The sequence below is a fragment of the Streptomyces qaidamensis genome (assembly GCF_001611795.1).
GTDB lineage: Bacteria > Actinomycetota > Actinomycetes > Streptomycetales > Streptomycetaceae > Streptomyces > Streptomyces qaidamensis.
Genome location: NZ_CP015098.1, coordinates 368,449 through 389,526, shown reverse-complemented (window position 1 = coordinate 389,526; position 21,078 = coordinate 368,449). Strand labels below are relative to the sequence as shown.

24 protein-coding genes are annotated in these 21,078 nt (G+C 72.9%); 14 read left to right on the top strand and 10 right to left on the bottom strand.

Going from position 1 to position 21,078, the window contains the following annotated elements; genetic code table 11:
- The first annotated feature begins 129 nt into the window (after positions 1-129).
- Positions 130-717: an AMIN-like domain-containing (lipo)protein gene (locus A4E84_RS01645; RefSeq protein WP_062924821.1), complete on the top strand. Its 588-nt coding sequence runs from the start codon at positions 130-132 to the stop codon at positions 715-717.
- A gap of 47 nt (positions 718-764) precedes the next feature.
- Here A4E84_RS01645 and A4E84_RS01640 read toward each other — a convergent pair whose 3' ends face one another.
- The 3 genes from A4E84_RS01640 to A4E84_RS01630 all read right to left on the bottom strand — a co-directional run bounded on the left by A4E84_RS01640 (position 765) and on the right by A4E84_RS01630 (position 3,018).
- Positions 765-1,868 (bottom strand): GNAT family N-acetyltransferase, encoded by a 1,104-nt coding sequence (locus A4E84_RS01640; RefSeq protein ID WP_062931227.1) that lies wholly within the window; start codon positions 1,866-1,868, stop codon positions 765-767.
- A 97-nt stretch (positions 1,869-1,965) separates the two neighbouring features.
- A complete protein-coding gene (locus tag A4E84_RS41930; RefSeq protein ID WP_237304771.1) occupies positions 1,966-2,352 on the bottom strand; it encodes a hypothetical protein in 387 nt (128 codons plus the stop codon).
- A gap of 294 nt (positions 2,353-2,646) precedes the next feature.
- Positions 2,647-3,018 carry a VOC family protein gene (locus A4E84_RS01630; RefSeq protein ID WP_062924819.1) on the bottom strand — a complete coding sequence of 124 codons (372 nt, stop codon included), beginning with the start codon at positions 3,016-3,018 and terminating at the stop codon, positions 2,647-2,649.
- Between the two features lie 283 nt (positions 3,019-3,301).
- Between A4E84_RS01630 and A4E84_RS01625 the strand changes: the two genes are divergently transcribed.
- Positions 3,302-4,654 (top strand): diacylglycerol/lipid kinase family protein, encoded by a 1,353-nt coding sequence (locus A4E84_RS01625; RefSeq protein ID WP_062931226.1) that lies wholly within the window; start codon positions 3,302-3,304, stop codon positions 4,652-4,654.
- Positions 4,655-4,729: 75 nt separating this feature from the next.
- Here A4E84_RS01625 and A4E84_RS01620 read toward each other — a convergent pair whose 3' ends face one another.
- Positions 4,730-5,056: an antibiotic biosynthesis monooxygenase family protein gene (locus A4E84_RS01620; RefSeq protein WP_031113632.1), complete on the bottom strand. Its 327-nt coding sequence runs from the start codon at positions 5,054-5,056 to the stop codon at positions 4,730-4,732.
- Between the two features lie 115 nt (positions 5,057-5,171).
- Between A4E84_RS01620 and A4E84_RS01615 the strand changes: the two genes are divergently transcribed.
- Positions 5,172-6,122: a DUF1731 domain-containing protein gene (locus A4E84_RS01615; protein ID WP_062924818.1), complete on the top strand. Its 951-nt coding sequence runs from the start codon at positions 5,172-5,174 to the stop codon at positions 6,120-6,122.
- 5 nt (positions 6,123-6,127) lie between these two features.
- On the opposite strand, the gene A4E84_RS01610 is transcribed toward A4E84_RS01615, so the two are convergent.
- On the bottom strand, positions 6,128-7,003 hold the full coding sequence (locus tag A4E84_RS01610) for an SCO4651 family lipoprotein (RefSeq protein WP_062924817.1): 876 nt from the start codon (positions 7,001-7,003) through the stop codon (positions 6,128-6,130).
- A gap of 106 nt (positions 7,004-7,109) precedes the next feature.
- Positions 7,110-7,256: a hypothetical protein gene (locus A4E84_RS43305; protein WP_167455398.1), complete on the bottom strand. Its 147-nt coding sequence runs from the start codon at positions 7,254-7,256 to the stop codon at positions 7,110-7,112.
- A gap of 138 nt (positions 7,257-7,394) precedes the next feature.
- Between A4E84_RS43305 and A4E84_RS01605 the strand changes: the two genes are divergently transcribed.
- On the top strand, positions 7,395-7,823 hold the full coding sequence (locus A4E84_RS01605) for a hypothetical protein (RefSeq protein ID WP_174569398.1): 429 nt from the start codon (positions 7,395-7,397) through the stop codon (positions 7,821-7,823).
- Positions 7,824-8,052: 229 nt separating this feature from the next.
- A complete protein-coding gene (gene pgm, locus A4E84_RS01600; protein WP_062924815.1) occupies positions 8,053-9,693 on the top strand; it encodes a phosphoglucomutase (alpha-D-glucose-1,6-bisphosphate-dependent) in 1,641 nt (546 codons plus the stop codon).
- A gap of 54 nt (positions 9,694-9,747) precedes the next feature.
- Here the strand turns inward: pgm and A4E84_RS01595 are convergent, their stop codons facing one another.
- Positions 9,748-10,239, bottom strand: a complete 492-nt coding sequence (locus A4E84_RS01595) for a DUF5949 family protein (protein WP_062924814.1) — start codon at positions 10,237-10,239, stop codon at positions 9,748-9,750.
- A gap of 156 nt (positions 10,240-10,395) precedes the next feature.
- On the opposite strand from A4E84_RS01595, the gene A4E84_RS01590 reads away from it, so the two are divergent.
- The 5 genes from A4E84_RS01590 to A4E84_RS01570 all read left to right on the top strand — a co-directional run bounded on the left by A4E84_RS01590 (position 10,396) and on the right by A4E84_RS01570 (position 14,553).
- On the top strand, positions 10,396-10,683 hold the full coding sequence (locus tag A4E84_RS01590) for a zinc-ribbon domain-containing protein (protein WP_062924813.1): 288 nt from the start codon (positions 10,396-10,398) through the stop codon (positions 10,681-10,683).
- A gap of 139 nt (positions 10,684-10,822) precedes the next feature.
- The gene (locus A4E84_RS01585) at positions 10,823-11,308 is read left to right on the top strand and encodes an SRPBCC family protein (protein WP_062924812.1); all 486 of its coding nucleotides are present in this window, start codon (positions 10,823-10,825) and stop codon (positions 11,306-11,308) included.
- 230 nt (positions 11,309-11,538) lie between these two features.
- Entirely contained in the window at positions 11,539-12,546 is a 1,008-nt protein-coding gene (locus A4E84_RS01580; RefSeq protein WP_062924811.1) for a trypsin-like serine peptidase, read from the top strand.
- 187 nt (positions 12,547-12,733) lie between these two features.
- On the top strand, positions 12,734-13,318 hold the full coding sequence (locus A4E84_RS40230) for a HEAT repeat domain-containing protein (RefSeq protein ID WP_079128819.1): 585 nt from the start codon (positions 12,734-12,736) through the stop codon (positions 13,316-13,318).
- Positions 13,306-14,553, top strand: a complete 1,248-nt coding sequence (locus A4E84_RS01570) for a glycosyltransferase (protein ID WP_062924809.1) — start codon at positions 13,306-13,308, stop codon at positions 14,551-14,553. Before A4E84_RS40230 ends, A4E84_RS01570 begins: the two co-directional genes overlap by 13 nt.
- Here A4E84_RS01570 and secD read toward each other — a convergent pair.
- Entirely contained in the window at positions 14,543-16,813 is a 2,271-nt protein-coding gene (secD, locus tag A4E84_RS01565) for a protein translocase subunit SecD (RefSeq protein WP_062924808.1), read from the bottom strand. The genes A4E84_RS01570 and secD overlap by 11 nt on opposite strands.
- A gap of 155 nt (positions 16,814-16,968) precedes the next feature.
- Between secD and A4E84_RS01560 the strand changes: the two genes are divergently transcribed.
- A complete protein-coding gene (locus tag A4E84_RS01560) occupies positions 16,969-17,196 on the top strand; it encodes a hypothetical protein (RefSeq protein ID WP_062924807.1) in 228 nt (75 codons plus the stop codon).
- Between the two features lie 173 nt (positions 17,197-17,369).
- Here A4E84_RS01560 and A4E84_RS01555 read toward each other — a convergent pair whose 3' ends face one another.
- Positions 17,370-18,053 (bottom strand): response regulator, encoded by a 684-nt coding sequence (locus A4E84_RS01555; RefSeq protein WP_062924806.1) that lies wholly within the window; start codon positions 18,051-18,053, stop codon positions 17,370-17,372.
- A gap of 2 nt (positions 18,054-18,055) precedes the next feature.
- A complete protein-coding gene (locus tag A4E84_RS01550; protein ID WP_062924805.1) occupies positions 18,056-19,009 on the bottom strand; it encodes a HAMP domain-containing sensor histidine kinase in 954 nt (317 codons plus the stop codon).
- A 429-nt stretch (positions 19,010-19,438) separates the two neighbouring features.
- Between A4E84_RS01550 and A4E84_RS01545 the strand changes: the two genes are divergently transcribed.
- Genes A4E84_RS01545 through A4E84_RS01535 form a run of 3 tightly spaced genes read left to right on the top strand, consistent with a single transcriptional unit; the run spans position 19,439 to position 21,041 of the window.
- Positions 19,439-19,747: a TraR/DksA family transcriptional regulator gene (locus A4E84_RS01545; RefSeq protein WP_062924804.1), complete on the top strand. Its 309-nt coding sequence runs from the start codon at positions 19,439-19,441 to the stop codon at positions 19,745-19,747.
- 44 nt (positions 19,748-19,791) lie between these two features.
- Positions 19,792-20,166, top strand: a complete 375-nt coding sequence (locus A4E84_RS01540; protein ID WP_062924803.1) for a TraR/DksA family transcriptional regulator — start codon at positions 19,792-19,794, stop codon at positions 20,164-20,166.
- Complete coding sequence (locus A4E84_RS01535) at positions 20,163-21,041, top strand: rod shape-determining protein (protein ID WP_062924802.1); 879 nt, start codon at positions 20,163-20,165, stop codon at positions 21,039-21,041. The genes A4E84_RS01540 and A4E84_RS01535 overlap by 4 nt, the downstream gene beginning before the upstream one ends.
- Positions 21,042-21,078 lie beyond the last annotated feature (37 nt).

The following is a 21,078-nucleotide window of genomic DNA, read 5'->3' as shown; positions in this document are numbered from 1 at the left end:
ACGCACCGGACACCAATCGCTCCCCACCAGGATGTGCCATGCCCGGCGGTCCGGCGCGGCAAGTGCAACCTTTCGGTCCGCCCGGCCGTCTCACCCGACATCAACCACATGCAAGCCTCGGGGGCGGCAATGGTACGAATCAGAAGAGCATGCGCGACTCTCGCACTCGTGGGCGCGACGGTGGGTGTGGCGGCGGTCCCGGCCGGCGCCGCACCGGACGCCACCTCGCGGTCCACCACGGCCACGACGTGTCCGACCGGCTGGGGAAGCCTGGCCAAGACGGACGCCGGCGCCACCGTCGCGCCCATGACGAACGTCAGGACCGGCCGTCACACCTGCTTCGACCGGATGGTCGTCGACGTGCCGGGCGCGGGCAGCGGCGTCGGCTACACCGTCCAGTACGTCACCCGGCTCCATCAGGACGGCTCGGGCCGCCACATCCCCGTGGCCGGCGGCGCCGTCCTCGCGGTCCGGGTGGTCGCGCCCGCGTACGACCCGGAGACCGGCGCGGCCACGTACCCGGGCCGGGTGGCGCGCCCGCTGCCGGGCGTGGACCTGACCGGTTACCGCACCTTCCGGGACACCCGGTTCGCCGGCAGCTTCGAGGGCGAGACCCAGATCGGCCTCGGCGTCCGCGCCCGGCTGCCCTTCCGGGTGCAGCAGCTGGACGACCGCGTCATCGTGGACGTCGCCCACAGCTGGACCGCCACGGGCTGACCCGACCGCACACCGCGCCCGGCTCCCCGGAGCCGGGCGCGCCGGTCTCAGCCACCGCGCAGCCGGCCCACCTCCTCCAGGGTCCGCGCCGCCGCAGCGGCCAGGCCGGGCCGGTTGCGGACGAAGCGGCGGGCCGCCCGGGCGGGCTCCCGTCCCAGCCAGTGCACGGCTCCCCCCGGAACCGCCCGTACCACCGCTCCTTCGTACACGCGCAGGTCACGCGTCTTGAGCGACTCCTTGTAGCGGGCCGGACCGCTTCCCAGATCAAGGGTCTCGACGCCGTCGGCCGCCGCGGCCTCCAGCATCCTCAACTGCAGCACGAGTCCGGGGGAGTACTTGGCGTATCCGCGGTCGTACGCCGGGAACCACCAGGACAGCACCGTGCGCGAGCGCAAACCGAAGTGCGCGGCCACGGGCCGGTCCGCGGCGTACAGCACGGACAGCACCCCGCGGCACTCCGGGTCCTCGCTCCTTCCGAGCAACCCCACCAGCCGGGTGATCCACTCCTGGGCGAACCGGTCCCGCCGGCCGGTCCGCCGGTACTGCGCCGACTTCCACTCCATCAGAGTCCGCAGCGCGCCCGGGTCCCGGGCGTCGTACACGAAGCGCACCTCGCCGACCTGCCGGGCCAGCTTGCGCTCCTTGGCCAGGGTCTGTCTGAGGAAACCAGGCGACTGCGCCCGCAGCCGTCGCGCGTACGCCTCGAAACCGTCGCCGACGTCGACGACCGGGGAGGCGAGCTCCTCGACCGCGTGCGGCACGAACGCCTCCTGACCGGCTTCGAGGTTGTCGAACTCGAAGGACGCCAGCCCGCAGGCCCGTAACAACCGGCGGGCGTCCAGCCGCACCCCGGGGCGCAGTACGGCCCCCTGACTGTCGGACACCCCCAGCCCGATGGCCCGGCCCCGCCCCCGCACCCCCGCCTCGTACGGGAAGAACCCCACAGGGGAGCCGTCGTCCTGCAGCACCGCCACTCTGGCACCCGGCCGGACCTGCCCCACCGCAGCGGTGAACACCGGGTCGAGAAAGGGATTCGCCGGGGCGCCCGACTCCGTCCGGATCTCCCGCCACATCTTCTTGTCGCTGGGGCCGAGTTCGTCCGGCCTCAGAACGAGAACGCGCTTTCCAGGCAACTCTGCCTCCTGTGTCATCGGCATGGGGACACACGAAGGCCTGCACATCACCGCGTACCGGCACCAGGCAGTACTCGGGCCGCACGGCGCAGACCCTGGTCGGTACTGCCGTCACTCAGCAGCGGAACGTCTGCAACCGGGCGGTACTCGGGGCGGATCCGACCGCCACCGGACACGGAGGCGCTCCCGCCGCACGGAGGTGCGCACCCCTCTCGCCCGGCACGGCCGTCCCGGGCACCACCAGGCTCATTCCGGCCGCCCCCGCGGCCCGCTGCGTCCGCGCCGCGAGCTGCCGCCCGGACGGCTCCTCCTCATCCGGACAGGGCTCCTCGGCCTCGTCGGCCTCGGCACTCGGAGCCGCGCCCGGCACCGTCGCGTCCACCGCCGCGGTGACCGGTACCGCCGAGCGCGCCTGGTCCGCGAAAGCGGGGGTGATGAGGTGCAGCAGCATCAGCAGGCAGGCCCCCAGACCCACCGCCGCTGCCCAACGTCGCCGCACCATCAGACCCCCGACTCGGCCGGCTGCGCCTTCCAGTAGGCCGAGCCCGGCTCCGCCCCGTCAAGCCCTGGTGTGACGATTCGTCCCACTCGGGCGGTTGCCGCCCGGAATCCAACGGAAAGCGCTGCCGTACCGCGGGTGTTCAGCCCGCGGCGCTCAGCACCTCGCCCGGCTTCGGCGCCCGCAGGTCCAGCGGCTCGCGAAACCGTCTGACGAGGTGGCTGGTGACCGTGCCGCCGCTCGTGGTGCGGTTGGTGATGTCGGCGGTGACGTAATTCAGTTGATCAGCAGGGCAGCTCAGGAGTTCATGGCGGCTCGGTCGGACTCACTGCGCAGGACGCAGAACTCGTTGCCCTCGGGATCGGCGAGGACCGCCCAGAGCGAACCGTCGGGGTTCCGGTGATCGGCGACGAAGGTGGCACCCGGGCCAAGCAGCCGGTCCACCTCCTGATCGCGCGAGGTCTCGGGGCGCAGGCACAGATGGATCCGGTTCTTGCCGGTCCTGGCCTCGGGGACCTGGTTGAAGTGCAGCACCGGCTCCTCCGCAGGCATCACCCGGGCCTCCCGGTGACCCGGTCTGTCCTGCGGATGCAGCGGACGGCCGGTCACCCTGCTCCAGAAGCGGGCCGGCCCGTAGGCATCCGCACAGTCGATCGCCACGTTCTGCAGGACCGAGACCGTGCGCGCGAGCCTTCCTGATCTTCACGCCGAACGTCACCGACTTGCGGTTATCGACGCCGAGGCCACGCCCCGGGCGCGCGGAACCGCGCCCACCAGGCCGCGTACGCTGTCGATGGCTCCGCCCCGATGGATCTTCGCGTCCGACGGGGCCCGCGGCGGGGGAGCCGTCCAGGACGGCAGTGGCGAAGCCGACGCGTCGGCGGGCACCATGGTCACGGCCGGGCGCGGTCTCGGGGATCCGCCCGCGCCGGCCTTCGAGCGGAGGGACGAGATGGGATCGGCGATGGACGAACGGTTTCACCGCCGGCAGAGATGGGCGGCCAGGGCCGCCCTGGCCGCGGCCGCCCTGGCCGCCCTGCTGCCGCTCGTCTCCGGCGGTCTGCGAGGGCTGCTCCTGCTCGTGGCGGGCCTCGCGGGACTCGCCCTGACCGCGGCCGCGCTCTGGTGGGTCCTGTCACGGCGGGGAGCGGTCCGCATCGCGTCGGCCGCGCTGGCCGTCGTCGCGCCCGCCGGCCTCATCACGGCCTTCGCCGCGGCGAACCTGCTGTGGGTGGTCGTCCTGTCCCTGCTCCTGTGGTGCGGGGCGGTCTGGAGCGGCCGCTACGCCCTGCGCAGCACGGGCCTGCGGTCCGTGCGGGTCAAGGAGTACCGCACGCCGCCGCCGCTGCGCCCCTTCCTGCTGCTCAACCCGCGCTCCGGGGGCGGCAAGGTCGAGAAGTTCAACCTGCGGGAGAAGGCCGAGTCGCTCGGCGCCCAGGTCGTCCTGCTCGACCCGGAACAGCACCAGGACGTCACCGCCCTGGCCAAGGCCGCCGTGGCCGACGGAGCGGACCTCCTGGGCGTCGCCGGCGGCGACGGCACCCAGGCGCTGGTCGCCGCCGTCGCCGCGGAACACGGCCTGCCGTTCCTCGTCATCGCCGCCGGCACGCGCAACCACTTCGCCATGGACCTGGGCCTGGACCGGGACGACCCCTCCACCTGCCTCGACGCCCTCACCGACGGCGTCGAACTCCGCGTCGACCTCGGGTTCGCCGACGACCGCCCGTTCGTCAACAACGCCTCGTTCGGCGTGTACGGGGCCGTCGTCCAGAGCCCCGGCTACCGCGAGGACAAGGTGGGCGCGGCCCTGGAGCGGCTGCCCGACCTGCTCACCCGGCAGAGCGGCCCGCGTCTGACGGCCACCGCCGACGGCATCATCGTCTCCGACCCGCAGGCGATCCTGGTCAGCAACAACGCCTACCGCATGGACGACCCCTTCGGATTCGGCCGGCGCGAGCGGCTCAACTCCGGGCGGCTGGGCGTGCTCGCCGTCCGCGTGGACAGTGCCGTGGAAGCGGCCGAACTCCTGCTGTCCCCGCGCCCGGAAGGGCTCACCGCGCTGACCGCCCAGCGCGTCGTCGTCGACGCCGACGAGCCGCAGCTGGAGGTCGGCCTGGACGGCGAGGCGCTCACCATGCCCGCTCCCGTCCACTGCCGCGTCGCCCGCCGCGCCCTGCGGGTGCGGGTGCCCCGCAACCGGCCCGGAGTGCCCGAGGCGCCCCCGCGGCTCGACTGGCGCCGGCTGCGCAAACTGGCGGCCGCGGTCGGCCGCACCGCCGTGCCCACGCGTTCCCGGCACACCTGAGCGCCGGTACGAACACCACGTACGGGGTCCCCCATGCGACGACCGCATGGGGGACCCCGTACGTGGTGCGGTCGGTCAGGCCTCCTTCGGCCCGGCCTGCTGCACCACCTCGAAGGACCACAGCGTCGAGCCGCTCGCCGCGGGCTTCGGCCGCTCGCCGCCCTCGCCGCCGCCCTGGTGCGCGGACTTCATGGGCCCCTCCATCCAGGCCTGGAACGACTCCTCGTCACGCCACCGGGTGTAGACGAGGTAGGTGTCGGTGCCCTCGACCGGGCGGAGCAGCTCGAACCACTCGAACCCGTCGGAGTTCTCCACGGCGTGCGCGCGGGAGGCGAACCGCTTCTCCAGCGTCTCCCGCTGCTCGGCGGGCACGGTCAGCACGTTGATCTTGACTACGCTCATGGGCCCCATCTTGCCCGATGGCGGATCTGCGCAGGTTAAGGCCCGCCTCCCTCATGTTTTGAACACGTTCAAATATGGGTTAGGGTCGTTCTCGCACATCGAGGGGGAGACCTTCATGAAGTTCGTGATGCCCGGTGGCACCGGGCAGGTCGGCACGGTCCTGAAGCGCGCGCTGAGCGCGGCCGGACATGACGTCGTGGTGCTCAGCAGGCACCCGACCGGGCCCGGCGAGGTGTACTGGGACGGCGTGACCCCGGGGCCCTGGGCGGCCGAGATCGACGGCTGTGACGTCGTGGTCAACCTCGCAGGCCGGAGCGTGAACTGCCGCTACACGCCCGCCAACCTCCGGCAGATGATGGACTCGCGGGTCCACTCCGCCCGGGTCGTGGGCGAGGCCGTCGCCGCGGCGAGCAGGCCGCCCCGGCTCTGGCTGCAGATGAGCACCGCGACCGTGTACGCGCACCGCTTCGACGTGGCCAACGACGAGGCCACCGGCGTGATCGGCGGCACCGAACCCGACGTCCCCGGCTACTGGGGGTACAGCGTCGACATCGCCAAGGCCTGGGAGCGGGAGCTGGAGGGCGCAGACACCCCGCACACCCGGAAGGTGGCCCTGCGCGCCGCCATGGTGATGAGCCCGGACCGGGGCGGCGTCTTCGACGTCCTGCTGCGGCTGGCCCGGCTGGGCCTCGGCGGACCGGTCGCCGGTGGCGCCCAGTACGTGTCCTGGATCCACGACCGGGACTTCGTCCGGGCGGTCGAGTTCCTCGTCGCCCGGGACGACATCGAGGGCCCGGTCAACCTCGCCGCGCCGGCCCCCGTGCCGCAGCGCGCCTTCATGCGTGCCCTGCGGGCCGCGTCCGGCATCCCCGTCGGCCTGCCCGCGACGCGCCGGATGGCTGAGCTCGGCGCATTCGTCCTGCGCTCGGACACCGAACTGCTGCTGAAGAGCCGACGTGTCGTCCCCGGCCGTCTGCTCGACGCGGGCTTCGCCTTCGAGCACCCCGAGTGGCCGCAGGCCGCGGACGACCTCGTACGACGTCTCCGCGGCCGTGCGGTGGGATGACCCGGTCAGCTCTGCCGCTTGCCCTGCTCCAAGGCCTTGCCCGTCATGTCGGTGACCTGCCCGGCCGGCGGCTCGTCCGCCTCCACCTCGGTGCCGAAGTCGGTGAAGTCCATGACCGTGCGCACCGTGACCTTCTCGGTCGCGGACGAGGCGTCGGCGGAGGACCGCTGCGTCGCCTCCGGGGCCTTGACGGTCATGTCCGTCTGCTGACGGCGCAGCCGCCCCTCGTCGTCCAGCCAGACGTCCATCGGCAGGGTCGGGCCGACCTGCTTGCGCAGGGTGTCGCCGCCCGGCAGCTTTGCGACGTCGACGGAGACGCGGTAGTGCGTGGTCTCCACACCGTTGACCGTGGCCGTGCCCTTCTTGGTCACGTCCTTGTCGGTGATCGCCTTGGCGTACGCCGCGGACTGCGCCGGATCGCTCATGGACTGATCGCCGGTGCCCTGCTGTGCGGCGACCTTCCCCAGGTCGATCTTGATCCAGGGCTTGCCGCCGGGCGTCCGGCCCTTGGGCAGCTTCTGGTAGAGGACCTGGTCGACCACCCGTTGCTCGATCTGCTGTCCCTGCACCGTGAGCGTCATGACGCTGTCGCCGTCGTCCAGGTCCACCGCACCCTGCCCGCTCGCGGTCTGCGACGCGCCCTGGGCGGAGGTCCGCACCCGCAGCTTCACCCGGGCGGTGTCCTCCTCGGCCGTCTTGTCGTAGGCCGACCGCACCGCCTGGGTGCCCTGCTCCCGGGCGCCGGCGCCCGAGGACGCCGAGGTGCCCTGAGCGCCGTCGCCCGAGTCACCGTCGTCGCCGCAGCCGACCAGCAGCGTTCCCGCCAGGGCTCCGGCGACGCCTAAGGCACAGACCCGCCTGCCGTTCCCCGCCCTGCCCATCGAACCAGCTCCTCTCAGGTGTGTGTGGTGCGGCTCAAGTGCCCAAGCCGTTCATGAACACACCTGTGGGTCCGAGGAGTTGGACACCGGGGAACCGGGCGCCCCGTCAGCGGCGGCCCTTGAGCCTGCCGAGCAGACGCTGGGCCTGGGCCCGCTTGCGGGGGTCGGCCGCGGCCCGCCGTGCCTGCTCCGTGGCCCGCCGTCCCTGCGGGCTCTTGGCGAACTCCTTGAGGCGATTCAGCATTCCGGCCATGACGCACCTTCCTTCCTGTGGTGATGTCGCTCGTCTGTAGTGCGCCTACCCCTCCGGCGCGGTGCTCAGGCACACTTCCGCCCGGTCGGTGCGCGACCGAATGTGTTTGCCGCCGGAGTCAGAGGCAAGTCGGTGTCCATGACTGAAGAGAACAAGCGCACGAATCAGAAGGCGGCCACCGTACGGACCGCCGAGTCCAAGGCCCGTGGCACGGCGGACAAGGCCACCGCGTCGGCGTCCCAGGCGGCGAAGGGCGCCGCGGGCAAGGCCGGTGAGGCGGCGTCAGCCGCCAAGTCGGGCGCGGAGCGCTCCACCGAGACGGCGAAGGCGGCCGCACAGACCGCGGCCAAGGGCGTCGAGGCGGGCCGCCAGGCGGTCGTCACGGCCTCGGGGCACGTCGCGACCACGGCGAAGACGGCCTGGACGGTCATCGCCCACCGCAAGCTCGTGGCCGCGGGGGTCGGAGCGGGCCTGACCGCCCTGAGCGCGGCGTCCTACGCCGTCGGCCGCCGCGCGGAACGCGGCGCGCACGGCCCCCTCACCCGGCTCACCGGCGGGCGGATCTGAGCACGGCCGGCGCGATGGACGTGCCGGCACGAGGGAAGCAGGCGGCGCGGCGCGCCACCGGGGGTCCCGGTGGTCCGTGGCGCCGCCTCCTCGTGCTCCGGACCACCCCCTCCTCCGTGGGCCGGCGCACATCCGTCGGTCACCGGGGTGCCCCTCTCGCGCGGCACCCCGGTGACGAGGAAGGATGAGACCGCAAGCGAACGATCAACCCTTACGGAGGAGCGGGCCCATGCAGCACGAGCGAGCGGGAAGTCCGGCCGGACCCGAGGATCTCGTCGATGTCGCTCGGCTGGTCACCGCGTACTACGCGCGCCGCCCCGACCTGGATGATCCGGGCCAGCGCGTCACGTTCGGGACCTCCGGACACCGCGGATCGTCTCTGGCAGCCGCGTTCAACGACGACCACATCGCCGCGACCAGCCAGGCCATCTGCGAGTACCGCGCCGGTCAGGGCATCGACGGCCCGCTCTTCCTGGGCGCGGACACCCACGCCCTGTCGGAGCCCGCGCGCGTGACCGCCCTGGAGGTGTTCGCCGCCAACGAGGTGACCGTGCTGATCGACGATGCGGACGGCTACACGCCGACCCCGGCCGTCTCGCACGCCATCCTCACCCACAACCGGGGCCGCACCACCGGTCTCGCGGACGGCGTCGTCGTCACGCCCTCCCACAACCCGCCCGCCGACGGCGGGTTCAAGTACAACCCGCCCAGCGGCGGCCCCGCCGCCTCCGACGCGACCTCCTGGATCCAGGACCGGGCCAACGAGATCATCCGGGGCGGCCTGAAGGACGTACGGCGCGTCCCCCACGCCCGGGCCCTCGCGGCCCCCACCACCGGCCGCTACGACTTCCTCGGCACCTACGTCGCCGACCTGCCCGGCGTGCTCGACCTGGACGCGATCCGCGCGGCCGGTGTCCGTATCGGGGCCGACCCGCTCGGCGGCGCGTCGGTCGCCTACTGGGGCCGCATCGCCGAACAGCACGGCCTCGATCTCACCGTGGTCAATCCGTACACCGACCCCACCTGGCGGTTCATGACGCTGGACTGGGACGGCAAGATCCGCATGGACTGCTCGTCGCCGTACGCGATGGCCTCGCTCATCGAGCAGCGCGACCGCTTCCAGATCTCCACGGGCAACGACGCCGACGCCGACCGGCACGGCATCGTCACCCCGGACGCCGGCCTGATGAACCCCAACCACTATCTGGCCGTCGCCATCTCCTACCTCTACGCCCACCGCGACCAATGGCCGGCCGCCACCGGCATCGGCAAGACCCTGGTCTCCTCCGCCATGATCGACCGGGTCGCCGCCGACCTGGGCCGCGAGCTGGTCGAGGTGCCCGTCGGCTTCAAGTGGTTCGTGGACGGACTGGCGGGCGGCACCATCGGCTTCGGCGGGGAGGAGTCGGCCGGGGCGTCCTTCCTGCGCCGGGACGGCTCCGTGTGGACCACCGACAAGGACGGCATCCTGCTCGCCCTGCTCGCCTCCGAGATCACGGCGGTCACCGGGAAGACCCCCTCCGAGCACTACGCGGCCCTCACGGCCCGCTTCGGCGAACCGGCGTACGCGCGCATCGACGCCCCCGCCTCCCGCGAGGAGAAGGCCCTGCTCGCCAAGCTCTCCCCGGCCCAGGTCAGCGCCGACACCCTGGCCGGGGACGCGGTCACGGCGGTGCTCACCGAGGCCCCGGGGAACGGCGCGGCCATCGGCGGCATCAAGGTGACCACGGACAACGCCTGGTTCGCGGCCCGCCCCTCGGGCACCGAGGACGTCTACAAGATCTACGCGGAGTCGTTCCTCGGCCCCGACCACCTCGGCCGGGTCCAGGAAGAGGCCAAGTCCGTGGTGCTGACGGCCCTCTCCGCCTGACCCCGGGCACAGCACAGCCCGGGCCACCCTCACGTGGCCCGGGCTGTCCGCGCTTCAGCTGCGCAGGCTGCGGGCGGGCAGGACGACATGTGCCGCCGAGGCCATCGCCTCTTCGTCGGAGGTGAAGGCGGCGAGCGTCCCGACGTCACCGGGCTCGGCGCCCTGCGGCCACGGCCGGGTGGTGAAGATGAGGTAGGCGTGGCCGAGTTCGCCCACCGCCTCCAGCCAGGTCTCCGGCGGGACGAACTGCGACTTCAGGTGCTGCACGGTGAGGACGGCCGACCCGGGCACGACGAGCAGGCTCACCGGCAGGCTGGGCCGCTGGGCCGCGTGGACGAGGCCCTCGCCCAGGGGCAGCCCGGCGCTCAGCAGCAGCTGCTCGATGGCCTTCGACGTGCCCTCCGGGCCGTTGGCGCCGTCTCCGAGGGAGCAGGCCAGGAGGTAGGGGACGTCTCCGTCGGGGGTCGTGCCCCGCCAGGACTGGACGACCAGGGAGCCCAGGTCGTCGGTGGGCACGGACTGCGTTTCGGGTGAGATCGAGGTCACCGCGGAACGGTATCGGCGTACCGGGAGGCACCCGCCCCGACGTCACCCGACTGGACCATCCCGTGCCGGGCTCTCCACACGAACGAGGGGTCCGGACCCCAGGCCTGCCCGCGATGCAGGACACTGGATGAAGATCCCACCGGGAAGGACCGACACGTGATCATCTTCGGCACCAAGGGCTACCTGTACCAGCTGGCGATACTGACGCTGGTGTGCGGTCAGTGCGGGAACCCCGCCGCTCACACGCTCAGGAAGCGCATCACGAAGTTCACCCTGTTCTTCGTCCCACTGTTCCCGATCTCCACGAAGTACCTGACGCAATGCACCTTCTGCGGAGCGGAACAGAAGGTGACCAAGGAGCAGGCGGAGCAGCTCCAGACCCAGAGCACGAACGGCCCGAGCGGCCAGGCGCACGGGCAGCCGCAGCAGCACGACCGGTTCTGATCCCGCGACGGATCCGCCGGCTCACTGATCACACGCGATGTGGCAACCGGAGCATCCCGGGTACTCGGCCTCCGCGAGCCCGGACCTGCGTGGGCCGAGGGACCTCCTGCAGTCGATCAGTGAATCCGGAGGCATTCAGATGAGCACCATCAAGGAAACGGTGGAAGTCGACGTCCCCGTCCACACCGCCTACAACCAGTGGACGCAGTTCGAGGAGTTCCCGAACTTCATGGAGGGCGTCGAGGAGGTCAGGCAGCTGGACGACCGCCACAGCCACTGGACGACCAAGATCGGTGGGGTACGGCGCGAATTCGACACCGAGATCGTCGACCAGCTGGCCGACGAGCGGGTCACATGGCGCACGACCAGCGGAGACACGCACCAGAGGGGCTCCGTCCGTTTCGAGCGCCTCGACGACACCCACACCAGGGTGGAGCTCGTCTTGGACGTCGAGCCCAGCGGAGCCGTGGAGAAGGCCGCGGACATGATGGGCGCGATCGACCGCCGGGTGAAGGGCGACATGAAGCGCTTCAAGCAGTACATCGAGGAGCGCGGAGTCGAATCCGGCGCCTGGCGCGGGCGCGTCCAGCCGGGCGGCCCCAGCGGCGCCGGCCCCATCCTCTGACGCCAGTCGCGCAGTCCCGGAACCCGGTCTCCATGTGAGGCCGGGTTCTTCTGTGCCCGCATGTCCCGCTCCGTGTGGAGAGTGCGTGCGGTTTCGGCCAACGTCATGACATGCACCTGTCCATCTCGGCCTCCCGGTGGCACGCTGCCTCCTGACCGTCCGCAGTGACACCCCTGCCTGACCGGGTGGAGGCTTCCCGCCGCCCGGCCCCCACAGCAGAAGGAGACCGCGTGATAGGCCGACCCCGCAGCCCCCGTCCGTCCGGTGGTGGCACCCCCGTCCGCCGCTCCGTCCTCGGCGCGCTCGCCGGCATCGCCGCACTCCTGGCGACCGGCGTCACCGCCGCACCGGCGAGCGCCGCACCGGACCCCAACGTGACGACCTTCTCGGCGCAGGAACGTGCCCTGGCCTTCTGGACCCCCCAGCGGATGCGCGAGGCCACCCCGCTCGACCTCCTCTCCGTCGACCGCTCCGACGTACGGGCACCGGCGCCGCGCCCGGGCAAGGCGACGGTCGTCGCCCCCAGCGCGCCCGCCTCCGCCGCGGGCCCCCTGGCCTTCCCGCACGGCGGCGGCCCCTGGTCCGGCGGGGGAGCGGTGGCCAAGACCGCGGGGCGGGTGTTCTTCAGCTACCAGGGCCGCACCGCGTCCTGCTCCGGCAACGCCGTCACCAGCGCCAACAAGAGCACCGTGATCACCGCGGGCCACTGCGTGAAGATGGAGGGCGCCTGGCACACCAACTGGGTCTTCGTACCCGGCTACCACGACGGGCAGCGCCCGTACGGCACCTGGGCCGCGTCCAAGACCCTGTCCACGCCGCAGTGGACGGCCAGTGAGGACATCAACTACGACATCGGCGCGGCCGTGGTCGCCCCGCTGGACGGGAAGAAGCTGACCGACGTCGTCGGCGGGCAGGGCCTGGCCTTCAACACCGGCTACAACAAGGCCATGTACTCCTTCGGCTTCCCGGCAGCAGCGCCGTACGACGGCGAGAAGTTCATCTACTGCAGCGGCACCACGACCCGCGACTTCCTGCTGTCCAACGACCACGGTCTCACCTGCAACATGACCGGCGGCTCCAGTGGAGGCCCCTGGTTCACTCAGTTCAGCGAGGCCACCGGGACCGGCCTGCAGTCCTCGGTGAACAGCTTCAAGTACAACTTCTTCCCCAACTCCATGTACGGCCCGTACTTCGGTGCGGACGCCCAGAACCTGTACCAGAGCGCCCAGTCGTCCTGATCCACCGCCCCACCGGGAGCCGGGTGCTCCGCCACCTTGTGGTGGAGCACCCGGCTCCGGGCCGTTGACCGGCAGCTGGGCCGTGACGCACTCCGGGGCTCCTCGTGACAACTCATGGAGGCGCGGGCAACCTTCGCATCCCCCGACGGTCTGTCTGTGCGGGGTGTTCATGTGAGAGGACCATCAGATCGCCTTTCTCCTGCGGGAGTCGGCGCAGCCGGATCCGGAGCGGCGTGCCGCGGCGTTGAAGGGACTGGGGAGGATCGGCCGGGCCGAGCACGCCCGCGTGCTCGCCGGAGCGGCCGACCACCCCGACCCGGCCGTGCGCGCGGCCGCCGCTCTGGGTCTCGGCCGGCTCGGCGTTCCGGAGGCCGGCGAGGAGGCGTTGCCCCTCCTGATGGGCGACGCGGATCCGGGCGTACGGCGCAGGGCCTCGGTCGCCGTCACGCGGCTCGGACTCGGCGGACCCGCCGTCACCCGGGCCTTCGCCTGCCTGCTGTCCGATCCGGACCATCTCGAACGCTGGACGGAGGCCGGTGGTTCGCTGCCCCCCCCGACGGCGAGACGGCCCGCGGCCGGCTGGAGGCTCTCATCGAGGACGCTCGCCACGCCTGCGCCAGGCCGCCGCCCGGCTCGTCGGCGCACTGGACACCGGCCCGCCGTGAGCAGATCCGCCCGGAAGACACTCGCACCGGCGATTTTCGTCCACGTGCGGTCATGCGCCGTGTGTCGCCCTCCCGCCCGGTACACACTGGACCCATGCGCGTGGTGATCATGACGGCTGGATCGCGCGGCGACGTCGCGCCGTACACCGGGCTCGGCGCGGGGCTGGCACGGAGCGGGCACGAGGTCACGCTCGCCACCCACGGCCTGTTCGAACCCCTGGCCGCCGGATCCGGGGTGCGCTTCCACCCGACTCCGGTCGACCCGCACGCCGTGTCCCACTCCGACCGCGGACGCGGCCTGCACGCCAGCACCACAGGCCTCGGCAAGCTGCTGCGCGCGGCGTCGATGGCCCGGTCCGCGGCCGAGGAGATGACCGACTCCCTCGTCCAGGCGGCCCGCGGCGCGGACGTCGTCCTGGCCGCCGGAGCCGTGGCACCGCTGGGCCGCGCCATCGCCGAGGGGCTGAACCTGCCCAGCCTGGGCCTGTTCCTCCAACCCCAGCATCCGACACGCGAGTTCGGCGCGCCCATGCTAGGCGGACGCTCGCTCGGCACGCTGGGCAACCACCTGGGCGGACAGGCCGTCCTCTCCGCCGTCGACCGGGTCTTCACGCAGGCCATGCACCGGCTCCGCACCCGGCACGGCATGGCCCTGAGCAGTCCCTCCGCGAGCCGCCGGGCCCACGAGCGGGCCCACTGGCCCGTGCTGCACGGATTCAGCGAACGGGTGGTGCCCCGCCCCGAGGACTGGCGCCCCGGGCTGGACATCGCCGGGTACTGGTGGCCGCACGACACCCGCACCCTGCCCGGCGAGCTGGAGCAGTTCCTGGCCGCCGGACCCCCGCCGGTGTTCGTCGGACTGGGCAGCGCGACGGTGCCGGACCCCGGTCACCTCAGCGCCGAGATCGTGCGCGCGCTGCGGACGGCGGGACTGCGCGGCATCGTCCAGCACGGCTGGGCGGGTCTCACCACCCACAGCGGCGACGATGACGTGATCACCGTGGGCGACGTGCCGCACGCCCTGCTGCTTCCCCGCACGGCCGCCGTCGTCCACCATGCCGGAGCCGGCACCACCGCCGCCGTCCTGCGCGCGGGCGTACCGACGATCCCGGTACCCGTGCAGTTCGACGGCGGCTTCTGGGCGGCGCGCCTGGTCGCCCTGGGGACGGCCCCGTGCGCCGTCCCCCTGCGGCGCCTCACCGCGGGCACGCTCGCCCCGGCGCTGCGCCGCGCCACGGGCGAGCCCCGGCACCGCGCCCGCGCCGGGGAGCTGGCCCGCGGCCTGGCCGGGGAGGACGGCGTGGCCCCGGTCCTGGCCGCGCTGGACCGGCTCACGTCGTGACCGCAGCGCCCTCCGGGGCCGGCTTCTCGCGGCGCGAGCGGGCGTGCAGCCCGATCGCCACGGGAGCCGCGGTGAACACCGAGGAGTACGTCCCGACGGCGAGACCGATGAGCAGCGCCAGCGCGAAGTCCGTGAGCGAGGAGCCGCCCAGCACGGCGAGCGCGGTGAGCATGAACGCCGCGCCCATGCCGGTGTTCACCGTGCGGGGCAGGGTCTGCAGGATCGCCTGGTTCACGACGCCGGAGAACGGCGACCCGGGGCCGCGCCCGTCCAGTTCCCTGACGCGGTCGAAGAGGACGACGGAGTCGTTGACGGAGTAGCCGATGACGGTGAGCAGGGCCGCCAGGAACACCCCGTCGACGGGCTTGCCCAGCCAGGCGAAGACCCCGAGCAGCAGGACCACGTCGTGGACGAGTGCGACGACCGCGGCGGAGCCCAGCACCCAGCGGAAGCGCGCCGCGAGGTAGACGAACTGCGCCCCTAGGGCGACGGCGAGCGCGATCAGCGCGCCTCGGCGAAGCTCCTTGCCGAGGCTGGGGCCGATCAGTTCGTCGCGGACCTTGTCCGCCGGGCCGGCGACCTCGCGCAGGGTGCTCGTGACCTCCCCCTCTTCGGCTGCGGTCAGGGGATCGGTACGCACCGTCAGGCCCGTGTCGCCGGACGACTGCACCACCGCGCGGGGGAACCCGGCGTCGGCGAGAGCGGTCCGGACCCGGCCGGGATCGACCGGGCTGCTGGTGGAGTACTCGATGAGGCGGCCTCCGGTGAACTCCACGCCGAGGTCGACGCCGCGCACCGCCAGACCCGAGCCGGCCAGCACCAGCACGGCCGCCGAGGTAGCCAGCCAGCGGCGCGGCCGGCGCATCAGCAGCAGGTTGCGGCGGGTGAGGCGGCCACGGACCGCGCCGGTGGTGGCGATGCCGGTCAGACGGGGGCGGCGGCGTACGCCCGGCCGGCTCGCGGCGAACTCGGCGAGCACCCGGCTGATGACCAGGGCGCTGAACATGGAGGCGAGCACACCGATGCCGAGGGTGACGCCGAAGCCGCGCACGGGCCCGGAGGCCAGGAAGAACAGCAGAGCGGCCGCGATCAGCGTGGTGATGTTGGAGTCGGCGATCGCGCTGAAGGCGTTGCGGAAACCGGCCGTGAGCGCCGAGCGGATGCTGGGCCGGCGGCGTGCCGCGTACTCCTCGCGCGCCCGCTCGAAGACCAGCACGTTGGCGTCCACGGCCATGCCGATGGCCAGGACGAAACCGGCCAGGCCCGGCAGGGTCAGGGTGGCCCCGAGGGCGGCCAGGGCGGCGTAGGAGACCAGGCCGTAGCAGGCCAGCGCGAGAACGGCCAGGGCGCCCAGCAGCCGGTAGACGACGATGATGAACAGCGAGGTCAGAGCGGTACCGATGACCGCCGCCCAGGCGCTGGCCGTGATGGCCTGCGCGCCGAGGGTGGGGCCGACGGTGCGCTGCTCGACGGTCTCGACGGGCACGGGCAGCGCCCCGCCGTTGATGAGCAGGCAGAGTTCGCGGGCCTCCTCGGGGCCGAACGATCCCGTGATCTGCGTCGCGCCGTCGCGGATGCCGGTCCCGCAGGCGATGGACGGATCGACCTGAGGGGAGGAGATGACCTTGTCGTCGAGGACGATGGCGACCCGCCGCGCCGCATCGCCCGGCGCCTGGCAGGCGGCCTCGCCGGTCAGGCGGGCCCAGCCGGCCCGGCCGGCGCCCTCGAAGCCGACGGTGACGTGCCATCCGGCGCCGCCCTGCTGGTCGAACCGGGCGGCGGCCTCCTTGACGTCCTCGCCGGTCAGGGACGCGGGGCCGAGGCGCAGCGGAGTTCCGGACTCGTCGGGCAGGACGCGCTGCCCGGGCCGCTTCGGCAGCGGCCGGGACGTGTCGTCGCCGTCATGGGTGACGCCGAGCACGGGGTGGAAGGTGAGCTGCGCGGTTCGGCCCAAGACGTCGGAGGCCTTCTTCGGGTCCTGCACACCGGGCAGTTCGACGATGATCCGGTGATCGCCGGAGCGCACCAGGGTGGGTTCGGCGACGCCGAGCGCGTCGATGCGGCCGCGCAGCACCTCCAGGGTGCGGTCGGTGGCCGCGCTGTCGGCGTCGGCTGCCGGGGTGGAGCGGGTCTCCAGCACGATCTGTGTCCCGCCGCGCAGGTCAAGTCCGAGGCGGAGGGGAACGGTGGCGGCGACGTACAGGGAAAGGGCGAGCACGGCGAGGGCGAGCAGCGCCCTCACGCGCAGGGAACGGTTCAACGGGAACCTCCGGCAGGCACACCTCGGCAGCGGCCGGCGCGGGCCGCGGCGGGGCGGGTCGGGTCGGGATGTGAAGGGGACGGGCGTCAGGTGCCGGAGGACACCGGGGGCGCACGCCCCTGCTCCTGGTCCGTGGGCGGCTGCGAGCAGGGTAGGTGCCCGCCCGGAGCCTGCGGCGGGCCCGGAACCCGGCTGGGGGTGACGTCTGCGCTCTGGCCGCAGACGCCGAGGTGTCCGCGCGGGCCCGGGTGCTCGCCGTGCTGCTCGTGGCGGCCGGCCGCCCGGACGGCACAGGCGGCATCACATCCGTCGTCGGCGCGCGTCTCGTCGTACCGGTGAGGGGCCGCCGCCGCGGGAGCCGGCGCCACCCCCGCGCCCGTTGAACCGGGCAACGGGGTGGCGATGCCGAGTACGGCGAGCACTGCAAGGAGGAGGACTGCAGGCAGCGCCGCGATCCGGGAGCGGGATCGGGTGCTGCCGACGCCGGGCGCCGTCAGCGCGCTGTAGGGCACCGTCCCCCCTCTCGTCGTGGCGTGTCGGCCGGGCCGGCCTCCGGTCAGGGCTCGATCAGTCCGGCGCGGATCGCGTAGCGGGTGAGGTCGAGACGGTCGCGCAGGCCGAGTTTCTGCAGCAGGTTGGCGCGGTGGCGCTGGACGGTCTTGATGCTGATGAACAGCAGGTCGGCGATCTCCTTGGACGAGTGGCCCTCGGCGACCAGCTTGAGGACCTCCTCCTCGCGGGGCGTGAGGATGTGGTCCGGGTCTTCCTGGCCGCGGCGGGCCCGGTCCAGGTAGTTGCGGATCAGGGCGGTGACCGCGCCGGGATACAGGAAGGGCTCGTCCCGCATGGCGGCCCGGCAGGCGGCGACCAGGTCGCGGTCGGCCACCGACTTCAGCACATACCCGCTCGCGCCGGCCTTCAAAGCCTGGAAGAAGTACTGCTCGTTGTCGTGCATGGTGAGCATCAGGATCCGCAAGTCCGGCCTCACAGCGGCCAGTTCACGAGCGGCCTGCAGACCGGTCAGGCGCGGCATGGCGATGTCGAGCACGGCCAGGTCGACATCGCGGGTGCGGGCCAGTTCGATGGCCTCGGCCCCGTCACCGGCCTCGGCGACCACTTCGAGGTCCGGTTGCTGGTCGAGGATGAGCCGCACACCGCGGCGGACCAGCGCGTGGTCGTCGGCGAGCAGGATGCGGATCGGGCCGGAATCCGTCGGAGCGGGCATGGCCGTGTCGGGCATGGTCAGAGCTGCTTCCTTGCGAGCGGCGCGGTGAGCTGGACCCGGGTGCCGGCCCGGGGTGCCGGGGTGATGTCGAGGCTCCCCCCGACGAGCAGGGCCCGCTCGCGCATTCCGCGGATGCCGGCGCCCTCGCGGAGTGCCTCGATGCCGCTGCCGTCGTCGGTCACCGTCAGCACCACGCCGTCGGCGGCGCGGCGCAGCGCGACGGTGACCCGCCCGGCGTCCGCGTGGCGGGCGACGTTGGTCAGTGACTCCTGCGCGACGCGGTAGAGGACCAGCTCCGTCTCCGGGGCCAGCGGGGGCAGGTCGGTGTCGAAGCGGCGCGAGACCAGCAGCCCGGTATGGGTGGCGAAGTCCTCGCTGAGCGAGGTCAGCGCGCTGACCAGGCCCAGATCGTCCAGCACACCGGGCCGCAGCCGGCGCACCAGGCGGCGTACCTCGTCCAGGCTCTCCCGGGTGATCTCCTGCAGTTCCTGCAACTCCCTGCGCTGCGGCTCCGGTACGTCGTCCGCGGAGCGCTTGAGCCCCAGCAGGATCGCGGTCATGCTCTGGCCGACCTCGTCGTGCAGTTCCTGGGCGATGCGCCGGCGTTCCGCCTCCTGGGCCAGCAGGGCCCGGGCGCTGCTGGCGGCCCGCTCCTGTTCCAGCCGCTCCAGCATGGCGTTGAACGTACGGATCAGCTCGGCGACCCCGCCGCCCCCGGAAGCGGGCAGGCGCTGGCCGGGGCGCAGCAGGTCCACGGTGGTCATCAGCTTCGTGAGCCGGTCCAGCGGGGCCAGGCCGAGCCGCAGCAGCGCGGCGTTCGCGACGAGCATCACGGCCAGACCGCCGACCAGGATCACCGCCTCGGTCAGCAGCACCGGCACCGAGACGGTCACCGGAGCCCACAGCAGCAAGGCCGTGGCCGCGCCCAGCACCACGGCGTTGAGCGCGAAGATCCGCCAGAACAAGGACACCGTCCCCGCGCCTCCCCTTCCACGAACTCTGTCTCACCTCCACTGTCGGGCATCGCGGAGCCCACCGCGTTCGCGGCCGGGTGCCTGAGCACCCACGGCGTTCGCGGCCCGGGTGCCTGAGCACCCACCGTGTCCGCGGCCCGGGTGTCTGAGCAAGCCTGCGGCCAGGCTGCCCCCTTCCCGCGCGCCCCGTAAATGGGACCTGACCCCCATTTCCCCAGGCACGCACCACCCATGGCGCGGCCGCATGGGTCCCTCGCACCGGTCCAAATGGGGCCCGCGCCCGATGGGTATCCGCCGCGTTCCGGGCCAGGCTGGAGCTCACACGACCACCCGACAGCGGACGGGCGGCCCGGCCACGTCGCCGGGCCGCCCGCCGTGCACGACCCACCCGCGCACCCGCCGTCCGCCGCCGAGAAAGGACCGACCATGTCGCTCGACGTCACCCGGGCCGAGCCCCACCCGCACGAGGCCCGCCGGCGCCTGGAACACGCCCGCGCCTCCCTGTTGGCACAGCTGCGTGCCCTCGACGGGACCGAGCGCGGCTCGGACGATCACCTGCTGTCCCAGAAGACCGCGATGGAGGGGGTGCTCGAAGAGATCGAGGAAGCCTTCACCCGCATCGACGACGGCACCTACGGCATCTGCGTGGGCTGCGCGAAGCCCGTCCCCGAGGAACGGCTCGACATCCTGCCCTACACCCGCCACTGCGTCGCCTGCCGGCGCCGCACGGCCTGACCCGGCCCTTACCGACCTCCTACGCCCTGCCGCAAAGGGGTGACGTGGTGAACCACCAGACCGTCGAAGAGAGCACGACGCACCTGTCGGCCGAGGACCTCGCCGCGCTGCGTGAGAACCTCCACGAGCAGCGCCTCTTCCGCCAGGAGCAACTGCGCCTGCTGGGCGGGCCGGCCACCTCCCGGGCCGAGGACCGGCTCCGGCAGCGGGCCGCCGCGCAGATCGAGGTCCGCGTCAAACTCGCCGCCTCCGCCCGCATGGTCCTCACCGACGTCGAAGCGGCCCTCACCCGCATGAACGAAGGCTCGTACGGCGCCTGCCGCCTGTGCCGACGCCCGATCGAACGCGAACGGCTCATGATCGTGCCGCAGGCCCGCTACTGCGCCCGCTGCCAGCAGGTCAAGGAAGCACAGCCGTGACCGGCGCCCAGGAGCCGTCCGGCGACGCGGCCCGTCACCGGCCGTGGCCCCTGTGCCGGCGCTGCTGCGGCATAGCCCTGGACCTGGGCAGTGCCCGCACCCGGGTATGGCTCGCCGGCGAGGGCACGGTCGTCGACGCGCCCACCGTCACCTTCCCCGGGGCCGGTGCGGTCCACCCCGTCCAGCGCGGCACCATCATCGACACCCCGGGGTGTTCCCGGATGCTCCAGCGCCTGCTCGGCAACCGGCTGCCCCGGTTCACCCGCCCCATGGTCATCGTGACCACTCCCGTCCTGGACGGCGTCGCCCACCGGGCCAGGGCCCGTGCCGCGGTGGAGGTGCTGCGGCCCCGCAGCGTCCTGACCGTTCCCAGCGCCCGGAGCATCGCCCTGGCCGCGGACGCGGACATGTCCCGGCCGCTGGTGGTGGTGGACATCGGCGCCCATCTCACCGAGGTGGTGCTGCTGTGCGACGGCGCCGTCACCGACGCGCACCGCACGGCCCTGGGGACCAGCGACCTCGACGGGGCGACCGTACCCGAGCAGATCGTCGAAGCGGTGGTCGCGATGCTGACCGCGATCCGCCGCCACGACCGCACCTCGCTCACCGCCGACGCCCTGCGGCGCGGCGTCCTCGTGGCGGGCGGGGGAGCCCTGCGCGCCGAGATCACCTACCCCCTCACCGCTCGCCTGAAGGCACCGCTGCGCATCGTCCCGGCCCCGCACACGGCGGCCGTACGCGGCGCCGCACGGTTCCTGCAAGCCGCCCACGCCCACCCCTGCGCCTCCGCGGACCTTCCGCCCAACGCTCGCACCGACGAGCCCGGGGCCCCCGATGCCGCGTCAGGCCGGGCACACCGCGATGGCCGATGGTGAAATGGACGTCGTGAGCGGGGTGCGCCCCCGGAGGCCG